This is a genomic window from Rhizobium sp. CC1099, from assembly GCF_029714385.1.
Lineage (GTDB): Bacteria > Pseudomonadota > Alphaproteobacteria > Rhizobiales > Rhizobiaceae > Rhizobium.
Genome location: NZ_CP121642.1, coordinates 1,651,530 through 1,668,629 on the forward strand (window position 1 = coordinate 1,651,530; position 17,100 = coordinate 1,668,629).

17 protein-coding genes and 4 pseudogenes are annotated in these 17,100 nt (G+C 57.9%); 9 read left to right on the top strand and 12 right to left on the bottom strand.

Annotated features, from left to right (window positions below):
• Window positions 1-11 precede the first annotated feature (11 nt).
• The 4 genes from QA644_RS29090 to QA644_RS29105 are packed head-to-tail and all read left to right on the top strand — an operon-like array spanning window position 12 to window position 2,821.
• Window positions 12-473, top strand: coding sequence for a hypothetical protein (locus tag QA644_RS29090; RefSeq protein WP_283072690.1), 462 nt, complete (start codon window positions 12-14; stop codon window positions 471-473).
• Window positions 474-528: 55 nt separating this feature from the next.
• A complete protein-coding gene (locus tag QA644_RS29095) occupies window positions 529-1,335 on the top strand; it encodes an ABC transporter ATP-binding protein (RefSeq protein ID WP_074072248.1) in 807 nt (268 codons plus the stop codon).
• A complete protein-coding gene (locus QA644_RS29100) occupies window positions 1,332-2,201 on the top strand; it encodes an ABC transporter permease (protein ID WP_194730887.1) in 870 nt (289 codons plus the stop codon). Before QA644_RS29095 ends, QA644_RS29100 begins: the two co-directional genes overlap by 4 nt.
• Entirely contained in the window at window positions 2,198-2,821 is a 624-nt protein-coding gene (locus tag QA644_RS29105) for a hypothetical protein (protein WP_194730886.1), read from the top strand. Before QA644_RS29100 ends, QA644_RS29105 begins: the two co-directional genes overlap by 4 nt.
• Before the next feature lie 141 nt (window positions 2,822-2,962).
• Here QA644_RS29105 and QA644_RS29110 read toward each other — a convergent pair whose 3' ends face one another.
• From QA644_RS29110 to QA644_RS29140, 7 genes are all read right to left on the bottom strand, one after another.
• Window positions 2,963-3,112 (bottom strand): hypothetical protein, encoded by a 150-nt coding sequence (locus QA644_RS29110; RefSeq protein ID WP_283072691.1) that lies wholly within the window; start codon window positions 3,110-3,112, stop codon window positions 2,963-2,965.
• Window positions 3,113-3,208: 96 nt separating this feature from the next.
• Window positions 3,209-3,628 carry an organic hydroperoxide resistance protein gene (locus tag QA644_RS29115; protein WP_194730884.1) on the bottom strand — a complete coding sequence of 140 codons (420 nt, stop codon included), beginning with the start codon at window positions 3,626-3,628 and terminating at the stop codon, window positions 3,209-3,211.
• A gap of 289 nt (window positions 3,629-3,917) precedes the next feature.
• Window positions 3,918-4,589 (bottom strand): HAD family hydrolase, encoded by a 672-nt coding sequence (locus tag QA644_RS29120; RefSeq protein WP_283074047.1) that lies wholly within the window; start codon window positions 4,587-4,589, stop codon window positions 3,918-3,920.
• 69 nt (window positions 4,590-4,658) lie between these two features.
• Window positions 4,659-5,390 (bottom strand): glycerophosphodiester phosphodiesterase family protein, encoded by a 732-nt coding sequence (locus QA644_RS29125; protein WP_283072692.1) that lies wholly within the window; start codon window positions 5,388-5,390, stop codon window positions 4,659-4,661.
• A 32-nt stretch (window positions 5,391-5,422) separates the two neighbouring features.
• The gene (locus tag QA644_RS29130) at window positions 5,423-6,343 is read right to left on the bottom strand and encodes an ABC transporter permease subunit (protein WP_074072253.1); all 921 of its coding nucleotides are present in this window, start codon (window positions 6,341-6,343) and stop codon (window positions 5,423-5,425) included.
• Window positions 6,344-6,345: 2 nt separating this feature from the next.
• Window positions 6,346-7,338 (bottom strand): ABC transporter permease subunit, encoded by a 993-nt coding sequence (locus tag QA644_RS29135; RefSeq protein WP_074072254.1) that lies wholly within the window; start codon window positions 7,336-7,338, stop codon window positions 6,346-6,348.
• Window positions 7,325-8,683 carry an extracellular solute-binding protein gene (locus QA644_RS29140; protein ID WP_283072693.1) on the bottom strand — a complete coding sequence of 453 codons (1,359 nt, stop codon included), beginning with the start codon at window positions 8,681-8,683 and terminating at the stop codon, window positions 7,325-7,327. Before QA644_RS29140 ends, QA644_RS29135 begins: the two co-directional genes overlap by 14 nt.
• A gap of 153 nt (window positions 8,684-8,836) precedes the next feature.
• Between QA644_RS29140 and QA644_RS29145 the strand changes: the two genes are divergently transcribed.
• Both QA644_RS29145 and QA644_RS29150 read left to right on the top strand, forming a co-directional pair.
• Window positions 8,837-9,883, top strand: coding sequence for a sn-glycerol-3-phosphate import ATP-binding protein UgpC (locus tag QA644_RS29145; RefSeq protein WP_283072694.1), 1,047 nt, complete (start codon window positions 8,837-8,839; stop codon window positions 9,881-9,883).
• 99 nt (window positions 9,884-9,982) lie between these two features.
• Window positions 9,983-10,987 (top strand): sugar-binding transcriptional regulator, encoded by a 1,005-nt coding sequence (locus tag QA644_RS29150; protein WP_074072257.1) that lies wholly within the window; start codon window positions 9,983-9,985, stop codon window positions 10,985-10,987.
• Between the two features lie 287 nt (window positions 10,988-11,274).
• Here the strand turns inward: QA644_RS29150 and QA644_RS35245 are convergent.
• Both QA644_RS35245 and QA644_RS29160 read right to left on the bottom strand, forming a co-directional pair.
• A pseudogene (locus QA644_RS35245) lies at window positions 11,275-11,529 on the bottom strand (hypothetical protein); the annotation flags it as partial.
• Window positions 11,444-11,644, bottom strand: a complete 201-nt coding sequence (locus QA644_RS29160; RefSeq protein ID WP_283072695.1) for a hypothetical protein — start codon at window positions 11,642-11,644, stop codon at window positions 11,444-11,446. The pseudogene QA644_RS35245 and the gene QA644_RS29160, both read right to left, overlap by 86 nt.
• Window positions 11,645-12,041: 397 nt before the next feature.
• Here QA644_RS29160 and QA644_RS29165 point away from each other — a divergent pair, with 397 nt between their 5' ends.
• Together QA644_RS29165 and QA644_RS29170 are read left to right on the top strand one after the other, a co-directional pair.
• Window positions 12,042-13,265, top strand: coding sequence for an ATP-binding protein (locus QA644_RS29165; protein ID WP_283072696.1), 1,224 nt, complete (start codon window positions 12,042-12,044; stop codon window positions 13,263-13,265).
• A gap of 568 nt (window positions 13,266-13,833) precedes the next feature.
• The gene (locus tag QA644_RS29170) at window positions 13,834-14,073 is read left to right on the top strand and encodes a hypothetical protein (protein WP_074073113.1); all 240 of its coding nucleotides are present in this window, start codon (window positions 13,834-13,836) and stop codon (window positions 14,071-14,073) included.
• A gap of 137 nt (window positions 14,074-14,210) precedes the next feature.
• Here QA644_RS29170 and QA644_RS29175 read toward each other — a convergent pair.
• A pseudogene (locus QA644_RS29175) lies at window positions 14,211-14,648 on the bottom strand (dienelactone hydrolase); the annotation flags it as partial.
• Between the two features lie 947 nt (window positions 14,649-15,595).
• On the opposite strand from QA644_RS29175, the pseudogene QA644_RS35250 reads away from it, so the two are divergent.
• Window positions 15,596-15,716, top strand: a pseudogene (locus QA644_RS35250) (ABC transporter ATP-binding protein); the annotation flags it as partial.
• Window positions 15,717-15,729: 13 nt separating this feature from the next.
• Here QA644_RS35250 and QA644_RS29185 read toward each other — a convergent pair.
• Together QA644_RS29185 and QA644_RS29190 are read right to left on the bottom strand one after the other, a co-directional pair.
• Window positions 15,730-16,057, bottom strand: a pseudogene (locus QA644_RS29185) (chaperone modulator CbpM).
• A 2-nt stretch (window positions 16,058-16,059) separates the two neighbouring features.
• Complete coding sequence (locus QA644_RS29190; RefSeq protein ID WP_283072697.1) at window positions 16,060-16,974, bottom strand: J domain-containing protein; 915 nt, start codon at window positions 16,972-16,974, stop codon at window positions 16,060-16,062.
• Between the last annotated feature and the right edge of the window lie 126 nt (window positions 16,975-17,100).

The window sequence follows — 17,100 nt, forward strand, 5'->3', positions numbered from 1 at the left end:
AGGAGGACAACATGAAACTCGCAGTCATGGCTTTTGCAAGTCTTATTGGCGCTCTTTCTACGCAACAACCGGCCCTTGCCCAGTCCGGTGATGACGACGACGGCGATCCCGCGCCCAAGGTTACGCGCGCAAGCCAAAACGTGCCGGAATTGATCCTCGGATCGAAGGACAACAGCTACGCAGTGAACCGGAAGGACTTCGAACTCGTTTCAGGACAGGGCTACCGGTGGAAGATCACGTCGGCGGCCGGCCTTGAATACAAGTTCGTGACCGATCTGTTTCGCAACGTGTGGATGAACCAGATCGTCATCAACGATCTCGAGGTTCACATGAATGGAGCCCCGGCATGGCTCGAATTCGATTCAGAAGGAACGATCAACGTGCAGTTTTCGACAGTGCGGCCGGGAGAATACACATGGTCGGTTCCCGACCTTGCCGACAAGGGCATGACAGGCAAGATCATCATCAAGTAGGCATCCCGGGCGTCTTGCTCGCCTGCGGCAACGCCGCTTGTGAAAGGCATATCCAATGAAGCTTGAATCCCGCTTGGACGAGACATCCAATAGGCAAGAGAGTGCGGCGGTCGCCGCACTCGAACTTACCTCGGTCAGCTATAGCTATGGGCAGCGAAAGGCGCTCGACAATGTGTCGTTTTCCATAGAGCCCTCGCGCTTCACCGTTCTTCTGGGGCTTAACGGTGCCGGCAAGACGACGCTCTTTTCACTCGTCAGCCATCTTTTTTCGCCGCCGGCGGGCCGCATTCGCGTTTTCGGCCAGGACATAGATCGCAATCCCGGCGCCGCACTCAGACATCTCGGCATCGTGTTTCAGGCCCGTACCCTCGATCTCGATTTGAGTGTCCGACAAAATCTCCTCTATCACGCCTCCCTGCACGGCATCGGATCGCGTGTGGCACGGCAACGGATCGACGAGCTTCTTCGGTCCATCGACATGAGCGACCGCATCGAGGAAAAGGTCCGCGGTCTGTCCGGCGGACAGATCAGGCGTGTCGAGATCGTTCGGGCCCTACTGCACCGGCCTTCCCTGCTGCTGCTCGACGAGGCGACGGTCGGGCTCGATATCAAGTCGCGTGCGACCATTGTGAAGGATATTCGTGCTCTCGTGGAACACGCCGGCATCAGCGTGCTGTGGGCAACCCACCTGATCGACGAGGTTGGCCAGGCGGATCAGATCCTGGTCCTGGACCAGGGAAAGCTCGTCGCCGATGGCCAGGTTTCGACCATTCTTTCCCACACCGGCACGGAGACCATCAATCAGGCATTCTCGAAGCTTACCGGTATCACAGACATGAATATCCGGGGAGGAAAGCCATGACCGGCGCGACCGGAACGTTGGGCGGTGCGACCGCCGAGAAATGGAAAGGCTTCACGGCGATCCAGTACCTCGTCTGCCTGAGGGGTATTCTGTTGCGCGAATGGCTGCGCTACCTCTCGCAGAAGGAACGCTTCATCTCCTCGTTGGTGCGGCCCCTGCTCTGGCTCTTCATATTCGCAGCCGGTTTCCGGCAGGTGCTGGGCGTTTCGATCATACCGCCGTATGAGACCTATGTTCTCTACGAGGTCTACATCACGCCTGGATTGTGCGGGATGATCCTCCTCTTCAGCGGCATGCAGTCCTCCCTGTCGATGGTCTATGACCGGGAGATGGGCAATATGCGTATCCTGCTCGTCAGTCCATTTCCGCGCTGGTATCTTCTCGTATCCAAGCTTTTGGCCGGCGTTGCCGTTTCGCTTCTCCAGGTCTATGCATTCCTGGCGATTGCCTGGTTTTGGGATGTCAAGGCGCCAATCGCCGGCTATTTCATGATCCTGCCTGCCCTGTTTTTCTCAGGGCTGATGCTGGGAGCGTTAGGGATGCTCTTGTCATCGCTTGTCAAGCAATTGGAGAATTTTGCAGGGATCATGAATTTCGTGATCTTTCCCATGTATTTCGCCTCCTCGGCGCTTTACCCGCTCTGGCGGGTTCAAGAAGCAAGCCCCCTGCTCTACAAGATATGCCTCCTCAACCCGTTCACCTATGCGGTCGAACTCATCCGCTTCGCCTTTTACGCGCGTATCGAATGGACATCGCTTGCCGTCGTTGTGGCCGTCACGCTTGCCCTGTTGGGGGGAGCCATCCTGGCCTATAATCCCGCACGTGGCCTGACCATCCGCAAGCAGGAGATGGGAGCAAGCCAGTGAGCCGACGCTTTTTCGTTTTCGTAATCCTTGCCGCGCTGTCTGCGGCACCGGCGGCACACCCCGCAACAAACACCGATCCCGACTGGCCTTGCGTTCAACGCAAGGTGCCTGAACTTTCGATCGGCCAGGTGTGGAACGCCGGCGAGCTTCCCGAAACGGCCAAGCAATGGGACAAGGACCCTCGATTGTCCGACCTCGCCGCCGAACTCGTCAAGCGCAGCAATCCGATCGATGATGCCCGCAAGCAAATTTCGGATTACATCGCATCGCTGCCCAAGGATCAGGCCCATGAAAAACTGGAGCAGCTTTTCATGGGCGTGTTCGACAAGATCAACATAGAACGCGGCCTGATCATCTCCGGCATTTCGCGCTATGCCGAAAGTCAAAGGCAGCTTGCCGCCGATCTCAGAAAAAAGGCCGCAGAGGTCGACAAGATGCGCACGGCATCTGATGCCGACCAGACCGAGCTTGCCAGGCAGACGGCGCAACTGACATGGGAGACGCGCATCTTCGAAGAGCGTGTCCAGTCGCTTTCTTATGTCTGCGAGGTTCCGACAATGATCGAGCAGCGCCTTTACAGCCTCTCGAAAATCATCAGCGAGATGATGCAAAGGAACTGATCTTGCCGCCGGCAGCGCCAGATTGGCTGCGAATGGGCCAGCTCTCGCGCCGTCGCGATCAAGCCGCCGGCGCGACCTCGACGCGTCGAGGTTCGTTCGCGTATCCGGATGCTCAACGCTGCGGGGCAAGCGGTTTCTAGACTAGCGCGACTGCCGGGGCGCTTCAGCGGCGAGCGCAGATGCCGCCGTGCGCAGGCCACCCAGCGGCGAGGGTTCCTGCGAGGTGAAATCGTAGAGACAGGGCGTCGCCAAGATTGCCCCGCTCAGAATAGAGATGATCAGCAGTCTCATTCGTCCTCCGCAGACATGGGGGACCCATGTATTCTTCCGTTCGCGTTGCGCCTTATGCGGCCGCCGCAGACCCTTGGGCTGCGGCGGCCGCTTGCATTACTCGACGATCTGCAGTTCCACATGGATGTTGTCGCGCGTCGCCTTGGAATACGGGCATGTCTGATGCGCTTCCTCGACGAGGGCCGTTGCCAATGCCGGCTCGATACCCGGCAGGCGAACGTTAAGGCGGGCCTGCAGAAAATAGGCGCCGTCGCTGATTCCAAGATCGACCTCGGCATCAACGGAAAGATCCTGAGGCAGCTTCACCTTTCGCTTGCCCGCGGCAATGCCGATTGCGCCGATGAAGCAGGCCGACCATCCGGCGGCAAAGAGCTGCTCGGGATTGGTGCCGTCCCGATTGCTGCCGGGAGGCGAGAGCTTTATGTCCAACTGACCATCGTCACTGCGAGACGCCCCCTCGCGGCCGCCGGTGGTCCGGGTCTTGCCAGTATAAAGAACCTTATCGATCTTCGTCATCTCCAAACACTCCTTTGCTTCGTCGCTGGCGACGTCGTTTTGGGAAGTGTCATTTGCCCGATTGACGTATCGGTCATGTTTTCAAAACGATCCGAAGTGTAACGAAACGTAGCGACTCCCTGGTCAGACATCTTGTTGTACAGTTAAGGTAGGCTGAGGCTCGGCGCGTTAGAACGTTTGCTTCCGGTTCCACGAACCGGCACGAGCAGAGCCCCATAAAACCGCCGTCAGAGGGATGGCGGAGTTTCAAGAGATAAGTCGGCCCGCGCATCTCGGGAAGGATGGAGACCTAGGCCTTGATCGAATGGCTCGCTGCCAACAGCATTGACGTTAATTCCCCGGCTCCGGTTGCCACGCCAAAGGCGCCCGAAGAGGCAAGCAATGCCTTCCTTGCCGGCCTCGGGTCGGCAGGATCAACGAAGCCTATGGCGATCATGCCGGCGGAGACGGCTGCCGCAACGCCGTGCGGGCTGTCGTCGACCATGACACAGCGTGCCGGTCTTGCCGCGAATTTCTCGGCGCAATGCAATAAAAGGTCCGGCGCAGGCTTTGGCCGCGCCACAGCCTCGGCGCTGAAGACCCCCGGGTGGAAGCACTGCCAGAGATCGAGCCTGCCGAGGCTCGCGCGAAGCCGGTGCATTGTACTGTTCGACGCAACACATTTCGGCCGGGATAGGCTGGCGACGATGTCGCCGATGCCAGCCATTGGCGTCAAGGACCGTGCGAATTCGGCGTAAAGCCGCCGATGCCAGGCTTGGAAGACGTTTGCAATGTCACCCAAGCCGTAGTCGCGGACGCACATGTCGCGGATCACCGTTTCGGAATTGCCCGTGAATTTTTCGTGGGCTTCGGAAGGGGTGATTGCCACACCCGCCTCCTGCAGGGCTTCCGCAAGTGTGCGGCTTGCGATCGGCTCACTGTCGATGAGCACGCCGTCGCAGTCGAAAATGACCAGGTCAATGTTCTGAAGGGGATCGGGGTTGGAGTGATTGGAGGAGCGCGTTTGGTCTGTCGCAGATAAGGACACGGTTCACGAACCCCGTATGCTAAGGGCAAGATCCGGCCTGTCGGTGGTGATCTGCCGGACGGGTTTGGCCAACCAATAGGCAAGGTCGGCACTGTGATTTGGCACCCATGCGCCGAGCCGGTCAAAGGGAATGAAGGACGCAATTTCGTCCCAATGCGTCGCAAGCAGAGACTTTTCGACGGCAATGATGTCGGCGAGCTCCTCCATTTTCTCAAGGCCGGATCTGAGCCCAAGTCGCTCGGCGGCTGCGCGGTCAAATGACGACAGCGTCCGGATATGCGGCGCAACCTCACGGACAGTTTGAAGAACGCTGGCGAGAAAGCTCGTCAGGAAAGAACGGTCGGCAAGCTTGAGGCCATCGACGAGGTTTGCAGCCCTCCTCTCAAGGCCCGGATAAGCATCCCCCTTCGCATCCGCCTTCAGCTCGATATGCAGCTCAAGGGCGCTGTCCTTGAATATCTCGAGAACCTCTTCAAGCGTCGGTATCGCCTCTCCGTCGCTGTCTTTCAGCGTGACGCTTCGGTGCTCGCCTGGAGCAAGGTCGAAGACCGGTCCGGAGTAATCGGTCGTGCGATCAAGCGTCGCGTCGTGAATGACGAGCAGTTCGCCTGAACGGGTCAAATGCACGTCGAATTCGACGCCTTCGACTGGCATTTCAGCCAGTTTGCGGAAGCCAGAAAGGCTATTTTCGGGCCAAAGATTGCGGCCACCGCGATGGCCGATGATGTAAACCATTTCGAAATTGTCCTTATTGTCTGGGCAAAGGCTTACTTGCCGGAATCTACCAGCCCCTTGGTGAACCAGCGTTGCATGAGGAGAATGATGACTGCCGGAGGCAACATGACGAAGAGAGCGGCGCTCATGGCAATGTTCCACGCAGGCACGGAATCCGACACCGGAACCAGCTCCTTAAGACCGAGAATTGCGGTAGCCATCGTCTTGTCGGTGGTAAAGAGCAGCGGCCAGAGATACTGATTCCAGCCATAGAGAAAGAGGATGATTGCAAGTGCCGCGATATTGGCGGTGGAAAGCGGCAGCAGCACATCCTTGAAGAATTTAAGGGGGCCGGCGCCATCGAGTTTCGCCGCCTCGCATAGCTCCTCAGGCACGGTCAGGAAGAACTGGCGGAAGAGAAATGTCGCCGACGCGGAGGCAATCAGCGGCAGGATCAGACCGCCATACGTGTTCACCATGTTCCACTTCAGGGATGTTTCTATGCTGTAGCCCGTCAAGTTTTCCATAAGGCCGGCAAATCCGGTGATGCCGGAAAGCCAGCGGATCGGGCCTGCAGCGTCGGCCACGGCCTCGTAAGTGGGGATAATGCGGACTTCCACGGGCAGCATCAAGGAAACGAAAATCAGCCAGAATGCGGTCATGCGGAACGGGAAGCGAAAATAGGTTACGGCAAAAGCCGCAATGAGCGAAATGGCGAGCTTGCCGATGACGATCCCACCCGTCACGATGATCGAGTTGAGGAAAAGCTGCGCGAAATCGCCTTGCCTCCAGGCGATTGCGACATTCTCGATAAAATGCGAGCCCGGCACGAGCGGGAAAGGAGCCTGCTGCACCTCTTCCAGCGTGAGCGAACCTGCCACGAAGGCAAAGTAAAGCGGCAAGCATACGAAAGCTGCGCCAACCAGCAGAACGGCGTGACAGAAGATCGAAAGGCCGAGATTGCGTTCACCCATGGCTACACCTGATAATTGACCTTGCGCTCAAGCGCACGGAACTGGAGGACGGTGAAAAGGACCGCGACGATCATCAAGATCACCGACTGGGCAGCTGACGACCCCAGATCGAGCTGCACGAAGCCGTCCTGATAGACCTTGTAGACTAGGCTGTTTGTGGCGCCTGCAGGCCCGCCACGTGTGACGGCATCGATGATGCCGAACGTTTCGAAGAGGCCGTAGACGAAGTTCATGACGACGAGGAAGAACACCGTCGGTGAGACGAGCGGCAGGGAAATCGTGAAGAACCGCCGAACGGGGCCTGCCCCATCAAGCTTGGCAGCTTCCAGCAGCGAGGCCGGAACCGCAAGCAATGCGGCAACCAGGAAGATGTAGTCATAGCAGACGTTCTTCCAGATGGAGGCAATCGTCACCAGAAGCTGTGCATCGAATGGCCGTCTGTTCGGATCCCAGGCGATGCCCAGCGAATGCAGGAACTGCGCGATCGGACCGACGGCCGGATTGAACAGAAAGGCCCAAAGCACGCCTGATATGACAGGCGCAATCGCATAGGGCATCAGGATGATGCTCTTGTAGATGCCGCGGCCGCGGATGACGAAATCCGTGGCGAATGCAAAGAGCCCCGCAAGGCCAAGCGTTGCAATGTTCTGGAGCAGCGTGAACCAGAGCGTAAAGAGGGCGCTGCTTCTATATTCAGGGCTTGCCAGCAGCGTCTGAAAATTCTTCAGGCCGACGAAGATCTGCAGGCCACCGAATGGGTCGACCTGTACGAAGGCGAGCGACAGTGCCTTGTAGGAAGGGATGAAGAAAAAAAACAGCAGGATCAGCAACTGAGGCGCAACGAGCAGGGCAGCGAGCCACGGCTTGTTGAAATGCGCAGCCTTGAGACCCGCCTGGGGGGAGCGCGCTGTTGCCAGGCCGGACAATGGCCTTCCCAGGATGCGGAGGCGCCGTGGAGCGCCTCCGATGACCTGCACTGGGCTATTTCCCTGCATGGAGCTGCTCATATTGGCGAAGGATCTGGTTTCCGCGGGCAGCCGCTGAATCAAGCGCCTCTTGGGGGGTCTTCTGACTGGTCCAGACCCCTTGGATCTCTTCGACAAGAAGCGCCATCGACTGATTGTGGTTGCCGAAACGGAAGCCGCGGGAATTATCGTCCGGCGTACCGCGGGAAAGCTGCAGAATGGCGATCTCACGCGTCGGATGCTCCTTGTAGTAGCCTTCCGCCTTGGCCTGCTCGTAGGCTGCGTTGGTGACCGGCACATATCCCGTCTGCTTGCTCCACCAGACCTGTGTCTTCGGCGAAGCGACGAAATTCAAAAAGGCGGCCGCGCCCTTGTATTCGTCCTCGGATTTCCCCTTGAGCACCCAGAGCGCACCGCCGCCGATCGTGCTGTTCTTCGGTTCGATGCCCTCCTCGTGCGGCAGGAAGGTCGCGCTCCATTTAAACTTTGCGCCCGCCTCCACAGCAGCATGGGCAGCCGTCGAGGCGACATAGGTCGAGCAGGTGCCCGAGATGAAGAGCTGATCGGGAGAAAGCCCCTGGCCGGCGATCTGCAAGACGCCGTCATCCATCCACTTTTTCAAGCGCTCCACCTGACCGACGATCAGCGGGCTCTTGTTGAAGACGAACTCGGTATCCAGCCCGCCAAAACCATTGGCTTTGGTGCCATAAGGCTGGTCCTGTATGGCCGCATAATTCTCGATCAGGCTCCAGTAGAAGTCGTTGGCGAGCGCCATCTGGCATTTCGAGATGCCTTTTTCCTTGATCGCATAAAGCTGCTTTTCGACTTCCTGCCAGGTCTCACCAGGCTTTTCGAAGCCGGCCGCCTTGAACTGTTCGGCATTGTACCAGAAGATAGGAGTCGAGCTGTTGAACGGCATCGCGGCGGGCTTGCCGTCGATGAGATAAAAGCCCGCAACGGGTGCAACAAAATCGTTCCAGTTGATTTTGTAGCCTTCCCGCTCCATGAGTTCAGGAACCGGAATGATCGCACCGGACCGGTGCATGGTCAGGAAGCCGCGTTCGGCAGCCTGAATCAAAACAGGCTGTTGGCCAACGCGATAGGCCGCAACCATTGCAGCCATCGTTTCCTCATAATTGCCCTTGCTGATACCGACGATCTCATACTTGTCCTGAAATGCGTTGAAATCGGAAATCAGCTGCTTGGTGATCTCGGCAAGCCGGCCGCTGGCGGCATTCCACCATTCGACCTTGACCCGGTCTGCGGCGAGCGCATTCCCTGCGATGTGTAAGCTTAAGACGAGTGCGGCGGCGCCAGCCGCAACGCTCTTGAAGACCCGCCCGAACGGGCCGTTTTCTGAAGCCTTGTCTATCATCTCGTTTTCCTCTCCATCGCCTGCTGTTTGTGCGTCGGCTTTGCCGGCTGCGGCTGACCCCTCCCAAGGTGGCGATGAAAACAGGTTAGGGGTGACTTGTTACAAATGTCAATAGCGTGTTACAAATGTATGACGGGCGCACGGGAGGAACGAATGGCAGCCATAGAACTAATCGACCTGAAGAAGAATTACGGTCAGGTTCCAGCGGTGAAGGGCGTCAACCTGACCGTCGCCGACGGCGAGATGATCGTGCTTGTCGGGCCTTCGGGCTGTGGCAAGTCGACGCTTCTAAGAATGATTGCCGGCCTTGAGAGCATCAGTTCAGGGCATCTGCATATTGCGGGAGCCGATGTGAGCAACGTCGAGCCCGCAAAGCGCGATATCGCGATGGTGTTCCAGAACTACGCGCTTTACCCACATATGACGGTTCGTCAGAACCTCGAATATGGACTGAAAAATCGCCGCGTCGCGCGCCCCGAAATCGACCGGCGCATTGCCGAAACCGCAGCCATTCTGGAAATCGGCCCATTCCTCGAGCGCCGTCCACGGCAGCTATCGGGCGGGCAGCGCCAGCGCGTCGCAATGGGTCGGGCAATCGTTCGCAATCCCGCCGCTTTCCTCTTTGACGAGCCGCTTTCGAACCTCGACGCCAAACTGCGCGTCCAGATGCGGGTGGAAATCCGGCGCCTACAGCGGCGGCTGAAGACGACAAGCCTTTACGTGACGCATGACCAACTGGAAGCCATGACACTTGCTGATCGTCTTGTTGTCATGAATAGCGGACGGATTGAACAGATCGGCACCCCGCTCGAAGTCTATCAGCGCCCGGAAACGATCTTCGTCGCTGGCTTCATCGGATCGCCGCCCATGAACTTCGTTGATCTTAAAACGAACGGCACTATTGCGGCGGAAGAACTAACTATGTCCGCGGACGCCGATATGATCGGCATTCGTCCAAATGCCATCAGGCTCGGCGAGACCACCTCGCCTGCCCTTCGTTTCAAGGGCAACGTCGAGCTCGTCGAAACCGTGGGCGAGGAAAACCATGTCCATCTGCGCCTTAACGATGCGAGGAACGAACTGATTGTGGCAAGCATTGCGGGCGACCAGAGACTTTCGGACGGTGAGACGGTCTCATGCTTTGCCCCGGCAGACAATCTTCACTTCTTCAACAGCGCGACGGGTCGGCGGGTCAACTAGCAAAAATGCATGCAAAAAACCCACCGGACCACGGCAATTGACAAAGGCGGCCAATCTGGTGCCCATAGCGGCGAAAGCAGAGGTTGCGAGAGCGGTCCAATGACACAGGCAAAGACGGCCGGCGCGCCAGTTGCACTTCCCGACGAGCAGATGCAGGTTCGTGTGGTATGGCTCTACTTCATGGAAGGCCGTACGCAAGGCGAGATTGCCGACGCGCTTTCGACCAACCGGCTTCGTGTCAACAAAATCATCGCCGAAGCCCGCCGATCCGGCCTTGTGACGATTACCTTGAATTCCAGGCTTACGTCCTGTGTCGAGCTGGAGCAGACGCTGGTCGCGGAGTTCTCGCTGAGCCGGGCGATCATCGTGCCAACACCTTCAGATCCCGATCTCATACCTGTTCTGCTCGGCCAAGCGACGGCGGACTACATCGCCCAGCTGCTCAGCAACGGCAAGCTGTCGGGTATTGGCGTCGGCTGGGGAGCCACGCTGCGCGAAATGGTACGTCATATGCCATCCATGCGCCGGCCCGACATTTGCGTGAATTCGGTGATGGGTGGACTGACGCATGGCATCGAGATCAACACATTCGACATCGCAAGCGACCTCGCCCGCCATTTGAATGCGGAGTGCGCCTATCTTGCAGCTCCCATTTATGCCGGCAGCCCGGAATCCAAAACGGCAATCGTAACGCAGGACGTATTCCAGGCGGCTTTCCGGCAGATTGCCTCAAACGATCTTGTCGTGCTCAGTATCGGCGATATGACCGAGCGATCGCTTCTGATGCGCTACGGGCTGCCGCAGGACGTCACGATCGACGAGCTTGTCGCTACCGGCGCTTGCGGCGATGTTCTGGCGCAATTCATTGACAGGAACGGAACCCCCATCGACCACCCGCTCAACCTACGGGCAATCGCGCCGCCGCTGGAAGCGTTGCGCAAGATCCCGAACGTCGTCTTCGCGTCAGGCGGGATCAACAAAGTCGAGGCCATTGCCGCGGTCCTCTTGTCGGGGCTTGGAACTGTCCTCGTCTGCGATGAAGACACGGCGCGCGCAGCTCTGTCGGTGGCAGCCCGCGCGCGATCGCCCGCGGAGTTGTCCTGAAATGCATCGGCCCTAAGGACCGCGGAGCCGAAGAGGCTGTTGCGATCCCAGCGGGCAGTTTGACAGGCCAGGCCTGTCACGCCTGCGTCCGGCATGCCCTCGGCGGCCCATCGCAAGCAAAGCGCCTCCCGGTCTGAAAGGATAAAGTCGGGTTTATGGGTCGGTGCGGTCGTGCTTTGGAGGCGCGCATGGATAAGTGCCGCCGCGGCGGCTGCGCCCACCGCGTCGATGTCGCCACTTCCCGATGCATCGAGAATTCTCGCTGACGCCAGCGTCAGGATGGCGAACTGGCCGAACCCTGTTCGAACGGGAATCGAGAGGCCTGACCGGATCCCGAACTCCGCGGCTGAATCATAGAAATCTTTGACCTCGTCGTCTGCGCGCCCGCGTTCAACGTCGGCCGCCATTTGAATGCCCGCCTGAGCCGCTTGGCAACTGTCACCACCGGATCGATGGTCATGTAAGAACGCGCAGAGATTGCCATTCCTTCTGGTAATTCGAGACAGCAAAGCTCTTTGCGGTATGAAGATTAAGGTAGGCATACCGCTCAAACCCGTGCGCAAGTGCAACGTCGCTCAACGCTGCCTTCAGGGATTGTTCGCTGGCCGCCGCTACCGTCGTGTCGGTCAATCTGTCGAAAAGGGAATTTCCACGCATAGGTTCACTTGCTCTCCCTGAAAGGCTTGGCTGGCGCATCGCGCTGGGAGCTCGAATAAGCTACCGGCGATGGCCGTTCAGCAATTGAAACAGTGCCCGCTGAAGGCTGGGAATTATCAATGTGGCTTTCGCATTGCACACACGGATTGAGATGCCTCGGAAATGTCCTGCAACCTTTTGGTGCCCTGCGCAACAAAACTTAATAAAGTGACCGAACAGGCATGCGTTGTCCGCGGTAACGACATCGAGATGAAAATCACGGCTTTGGGCAGCAAATGAGACATGCGGTAGAACGGAGATTGCTTTCAATTGGTCAACGCGAGAATTTCAAATGGTCGCAACTTGACTTTCAATTGGTCACGCCCTTGTTTTCAAACGGTCACCAGGGAGCGAAGCTGTGGCGATTTATCCAAGGCTCGTTGAGCAGCGCGTCAACGACGCTATGTCAGACACCCGTGTCGTATTGATCATTGGCCCCCGGCAATCCGGGAAAACAACACTTGCCAAGAAGATGGCCGGTGCGGAGATGGCGTACTACACGCTTGATAACGCAACGACCCTGGGAGCAGCTCAGCAGGACCCGGTGGGGTTTGTACGAGGTATGGATCGCGCCATCATCGATGAGGTTCAGCGCGCTCCCGAACTGCTGTTGGCGATCAAGGAAAGTGTTGATACCGACCAACGGCCCGGACGTTTCCTTCTTACGGGATCAGCTAATCTTATGACGCTGCCACGGGTGGCGGACTCGCTCGCCGGACGCATGGAAGTCGTTCGATTGCTTCCGCTTGCCCAAAGCGAAATCAGATCGGCGGAGGGTAACTTCCTTCTCGATGCCTTTCGAAACGAAGTCAAAACCGGCGATTCTGTCATCGGGGACGACTTAGTGATTACGGTTCTTGCAGGGGGATATCCCGAAGCATTGGGACGGAAAACTTGGTCCCGTCGGCAGGATTGGTACATGGACTACATCCAGGCGATCGTGCAACGGGATGTTCGTGATGTCGCGCAAATCGAGCAGATTGCTCAAATGCCGCGGCTACTACGCATTCTGGCGGAGCATTCGGGTCAGCTGGTGAACTATTCCGGGATTGGTGCCGCAATTGGGATGAACCACATCACAACGCAGAAATACGTTCGCATATTCGAGAACCTATTCCTCGCCCGGACTTTGCAACCTTGGTTCTCCAACAAGCTAAAACGTCTTACAAAGACACCCAAAGTACATTTCCTTGATTCTGGCCTCCTCGCGTCCCTTCGTGACCTCTCTCTCGACCGACTAAAGGCCGAACGCGGGCAATTTGGACCATTGCTGGAGACTTTTGTTTTTGCCGAAATCCTTAAACTGGCAAGTGGTATGGAAGAACGCTTCGAGTTTTCGCACTTTCGCGACAAACAGCAAAATGAAGTCGATATCGTCATCGAAGACAGAAGGGGACGAATAGTCGGTATCGAGGTAAAGGCGGCAGCGACCGTCTCGAACTCCGATTTTTCGGGATTGCGAATGTTGGCAGAAGCATCCGGAGATCTGTTTGTTTCAGGGTTTGTCTTGTATGACCATCAAAGCGTAATCCCGTTCGGAGAACGTCTATATGCCGTGCCTTTTTCGGCACTTTGGCGCTAGCTTTGCCAAATCGCTTTTGAAGTTCAGGCTCACGTCAGCGCCGGACAATCCTCAGATCGTGAATTGCACGGTTTCGCGGCGATGACGGAAATCGCTTCGGCATTTCTTCGCGGGAATGGATATCGCGGGCTGATGGCGCTCCGCAATTCGCTCGAACTCCAGCTTCGCGCGCGACGGGAGGCCTCAAGGCGCCTTTCCCAATCCGGATGCTGGAGCGCCTCCACCCTCAGCTCATCGACCGAGGGGTGTCGCAGTGGCTCTATGTAATGGATGGGCTTGCTACGATCGGCGAAGACAAACTCGGCAAAGGTGATGCAGCGGCGGATGCCGAGTTACCCCTACCTAAGATCAGAGCAGCGGGCTTCGCCTGAACTACGCTGATGGGGCAATGGCGATCCTGGCTGTGCGCTGCGCTCACGCCGAAAAGAAGGAGCGCGGTAAGGCGTTCGAACTCTAGGGCCGCGAGCGCTTGGCGGGATGTTTGGCTCGCTACGGTCAGACGGCAAATGAATCGCTTGACTCGCTTCCCCAATAGGAACATTTAAAGAACAAAATGAAAGGCAAAGCCATGTCAATCGCCGAGAAGTTCATCGTCCTGCCCTATAAGAAGAACCGCGGAAATCTTGTGCCGGGGGAGATGCGCCAGGCTTCAAACGGTCCATCGGCTGAGAAGATTGCTGCCTCGATGGCTGCTCGCTTCGTCGGGGTCGCTGCCTATGCCGTGATGGTCGACGATGAGACCGGCGACATGACGTCGCCCCGCTTACTTGCAAGGCATGGCGAAATCGCTGATCTAAACATTGGTTAGAGGCAGTGGATCCAGAATATCTTGCTGGGTTGCGAAAAATGCCCTTCGAAGGCGATTGGTAGCGCCGAGCTCCAAGTTGCCATGCGAGAGATGTGCCGCCTGTGCTCGCCGCGCGCTACCATTCGATGTCACTGGATCTATTTTCTCCAATCGCGGGTTTTCGCATCGAGCTGAGCAGCGTGCCGTTCAAAGCCCTGCCTGATAAGGATGGCGAGTTCTTCGTGAATATCGGCCCGCGATCTTCTTACACCCTGTTCGCAAATGGGATCGGGATCGCCTACCGACTTCAGGAAATTCGCTGCGCCTTGCTTGCAAATGGGCAGAAAACTGAAATGGTCGGAATCGTCGACCTGCGCATAAGCGGCATTCGGGACCTGTTTCGCCAACCGATCAGAAAGCACCGCAACCGGGATTTTGCCGATGCTGCCGAGATTGATGAAGGTCAGCGGGATATCAATGCTTTTCACGCTTTCGATGTTGAAGGCAGTCGCAAGGCCGGGATCGACCAGCACCGCGGAGGCGATGCGCGGATCGCGGTTCGATTGTTCGAAGCGCGCCCGATCGATGCTGCGCATGACCGTGCCCCCAAGTTTTATCCAGTTTTGAGTTCGCTCCTGCGGTTTTGGGTTGCTGTATTTGGGGCGGTAGCGGCGGGTTGCGGTGCGGAGCCATTTCGGGCCACCGTTTCACCGCAAATGGCCGCATTTGGGCCATTGCCTTGTGTGCTATGGACGGCGCAGGCCACGAAGCTTGCGCTCCTCTGGGTTGCAATGATATGAAGCACTCGGGTTTCGCCGAGCCGGGCAAAGACTTGGCGCGCTGTTCAGCTTGGAACTCCGAGAGGCGCTAAGAGGGTTCTCCCGCGACCAGCGCCACGATCAGCTGGCGGGCGAATGGGTACGAATGCAAATGGATACGCGCCATGGGACGGCCGGTACGAATCGTACCTAAGATAACGCGTGGCACTTGTCATTGCGGCGCTGTGCGTTGGGAGTATCGAGGAGACATACCCGATGCCACGATCTGCAATTGCACGGTCTGCCGCCGCTATGGAGTGCTCTGGACCTACGGATACGATGGTCAGGAAATCGCCGTGGAAGACCCAGGGAATGCTATGGCAGCGTATATTTGCGGGTCTCGCAGGATCTCATTCAATTTCTGCAAACTCTGCGGCAACCTTATCAGCTGGCGCAGCTTGAGGCCAAACGACGACGGCCGAACAAGAATAGCTGTCAATCTTCGCCTCGCTGATCCGCAGCAGGTGGCGGAAGTTCCACTACGCCGCTTTGACGGCCTCCACAGCTTTCACGACCTACCGCTTGATGGACGCACGGTCGCTGACGTCTGGTTCTGAAGACGTAATCGACGCTGTAACTTTTCACTGGTGCGGCAGCACCGAACGACCTGCGAATGGGCGAACGTCTTAGCTGCCGGCCGCGGGGTTGTCTCTCAGACAGCGTCGCTTCTTTCAGAGTGCGGAACCAATCAAACCAAATCCCGAAAGACGCCTTGGAAGGCCAGGATTCGCGCCAATCTCCCTGTCGTCACCGGGATCAACGCCACCGACTGCCATCTCTTCGGCGAGCCTGAAATTGCCTTCGAGCGCCCGCATGGAACTAACGGAGGCCGAAATGACCGTGCTCGTCCGGCAGCGGCCTAGTCGCGATAGCGTTCGAGATCGGCGAGATCGCTCAGTAGCCGTTGCTGCACCTCCTGCTCCTGTTGACTAATCGCGGTCAATAGCCGGCGCATGGTTCCGCGCAGCCCGTGAAGCTGGTCTACCAGGCATAACGACATCGACGCCAGCCTCGTTAAGTCCCATCTTCCGGGTAAGATCGAGGATCAATTGCGCGCGGGCGACGTCGCTGTCGCGGAACTGCAGCCGTTCCTCCACGGCATCAGGCACCAGCCAGCCCTCCTCGATCCAAAAATTCAACTCGGTGACGTCGATCCTCAGGAACCGCCGGAATTCAACATCATCCATGCTCAGACCTCCATACTCCTTCTTGGATCCTGCGCGCTCGTTTCGGCCCAATCCTTGACGAATGCGGTCAACCGGTCATCCGGCTTGTCGGGCAGGACGATCTTGAGAGTGACATAGACATCGCCCTGTTTACCGCCGCGCCTTACAACGCCTTTACCCTTGAGGCGCAGCACCTTGCCTGTATTCGAATACGGCGGCAGCGTCAGATTGACGGGACCCGAGGGTGTTGGCACGCGCACCTTGCCGCCGAGCACGGCTTCGCTGAGCGAGACCGGCAGTTCCAGGCGAATATCGTCACCATCACGGGTGAAGAAGCGATGCGGACGAACGCGGATATCGATCAGCGCATCGCCCGCCCGTCCGCCGCCAATTCCCGGCTCGCCCTTGCCGCGCAGTCGCAACATCTGTCCGTCTCGGGTGCCTGCCGGAATCTGCACGTCGAGGGGCGGGCCATCCGGCAATCTGACCTGCTTTTTGGCGCCGTTGACTGCATCGAGGAAGTCGACCTCCATCGAGAACTGACGATCCATGCCCTGGGCGCGAAATTGCGCGCCACCGCTGCGGCGCGAAAAGAAACTGGCAAAAGGATCGTCGGCGTCGCCGAAATCGGCAAAGCCGGAGGTATTCTGGTAGGGACCGCCAGGACTGCTCGCCGAGGCGTAGTCGCGATAATAGTTGCGCGGCGCCTGCTCGGCGCCTGTCATATCGATCTCGCCGCGATCGAAGCGGGCACGCTTTTCCTCATCGCTCAGAAGTTCGTAGGCAGCGGAAATATCCTTGAACCGCGTCTCGGCTCTCTTGTCACCCGGATTGAGATCGGGATGGAACTTCTTGGCGAGCTTGCGGAAAGCGCTTTGAATTTCCTTTTGGGTCGCATCCGGCTTCACGCCCAAAAGCTCATATGGGTTCTGGTTCATACATGTCTCCTGTCGAGGCACGAATACTGCAAAGTGAATTCAGCGCTGATATAGGTTGCCACCGTCTGCTAGAGGAGAGGTGAGCGGAGCATTCAGCCTAAGGAGCGGTTGTTTCACGGGCTGCAA

Excerpts from the sequence above, each read along its gene's own strand:
- QA644_RS29145 (WP_283072694.1), top strand. The coding sequence starts at position 8,837 with ATGGCAGCCATAGAACTAATCGACCTGAAGAAGAATTACGGTCAGGTT.
- QA644_RS29190 (WP_283072697.1), bottom strand. The coding sequence starts at position 16,974 with ATGAACCAGAACCCATATGAGCTTTTGGGCGTGAAGCCGGATGCGACC.
- QA644_RS29095 (WP_074072248.1), top strand. The coding sequence starts at position 529 with ATGAAGCTTGAATCCCGCTTGGACGAGACATCCAATAGGCAAGAGAGT.
- QA644_RS29135 (WP_074072254.1), bottom strand. The coding sequence starts at position 7,338 with ATGCAGGGAAATAGCCCAGTGCAGGTCATCGGAGGCGCTCCACGGCGC.
- QA644_RS29110 (WP_283072691.1), bottom strand. The coding sequence starts at position 3,112 with ATGAGACTGCTGATCATCTCTATTCTGAGCGGGGCAATCTTGGCGACG.
- QA644_RS29150 (WP_074072257.1), top strand. The coding sequence starts at position 9,983 with ATGACACAGGCAAAGACGGCCGGCGCGCCAGTTGCACTTCCCGACGAG.
- QA644_RS29170 (WP_074073113.1), top strand. The coding sequence starts at position 13,834 with ATGTCAATCGCCGAGAAGTTCATCGTCCTGCCCTATAAGAAGAACCGC.
- QA644_RS29090 (WP_283072690.1), top strand. The coding sequence starts at position 12 with ATGAAACTCGCAGTCATGGCTTTTGCAAGTCTTATTGGCGCTCTTTCT.
- QA644_RS29115 (WP_194730884.1), bottom strand. The coding sequence starts at position 3,628 with ATGACGAAGATCGATAAGGTTCTTTATACTGGCAAGACCCGGACCACC.
- QA644_RS29100 (WP_194730887.1), top strand. The coding sequence starts at position 1,332 with ATGACCGGCGCGACCGGAACGTTGGGCGGTGCGACCGCCGAGAAATGG.
- QA644_RS29140 (WP_283072693.1), bottom strand. The coding sequence starts at position 8,683 with ATGATAGACAAGGCTTCAGAAAACGGCCCGTTCGGGCGGGTCTTCAAG.
- QA644_RS29160 (WP_283072695.1), bottom strand. The coding sequence starts at position 11,644 with ATGCGTGGAAATTCCCTTTTCGACAGATTGACCGACACGACGGTAGCG.
- QA644_RS29125 (WP_283072692.1), bottom strand. The coding sequence starts at position 5,390 with ATGGTTTACATCATCGGCCATCGCGGTGGCCGCAATCTTTGGCCCGAA.
- QA644_RS29130 (WP_074072253.1), bottom strand. The coding sequence starts at position 6,343 with ATGGGTGAACGCAATCTCGGCCTTTCGATCTTCTGTCACGCCGTTCTG.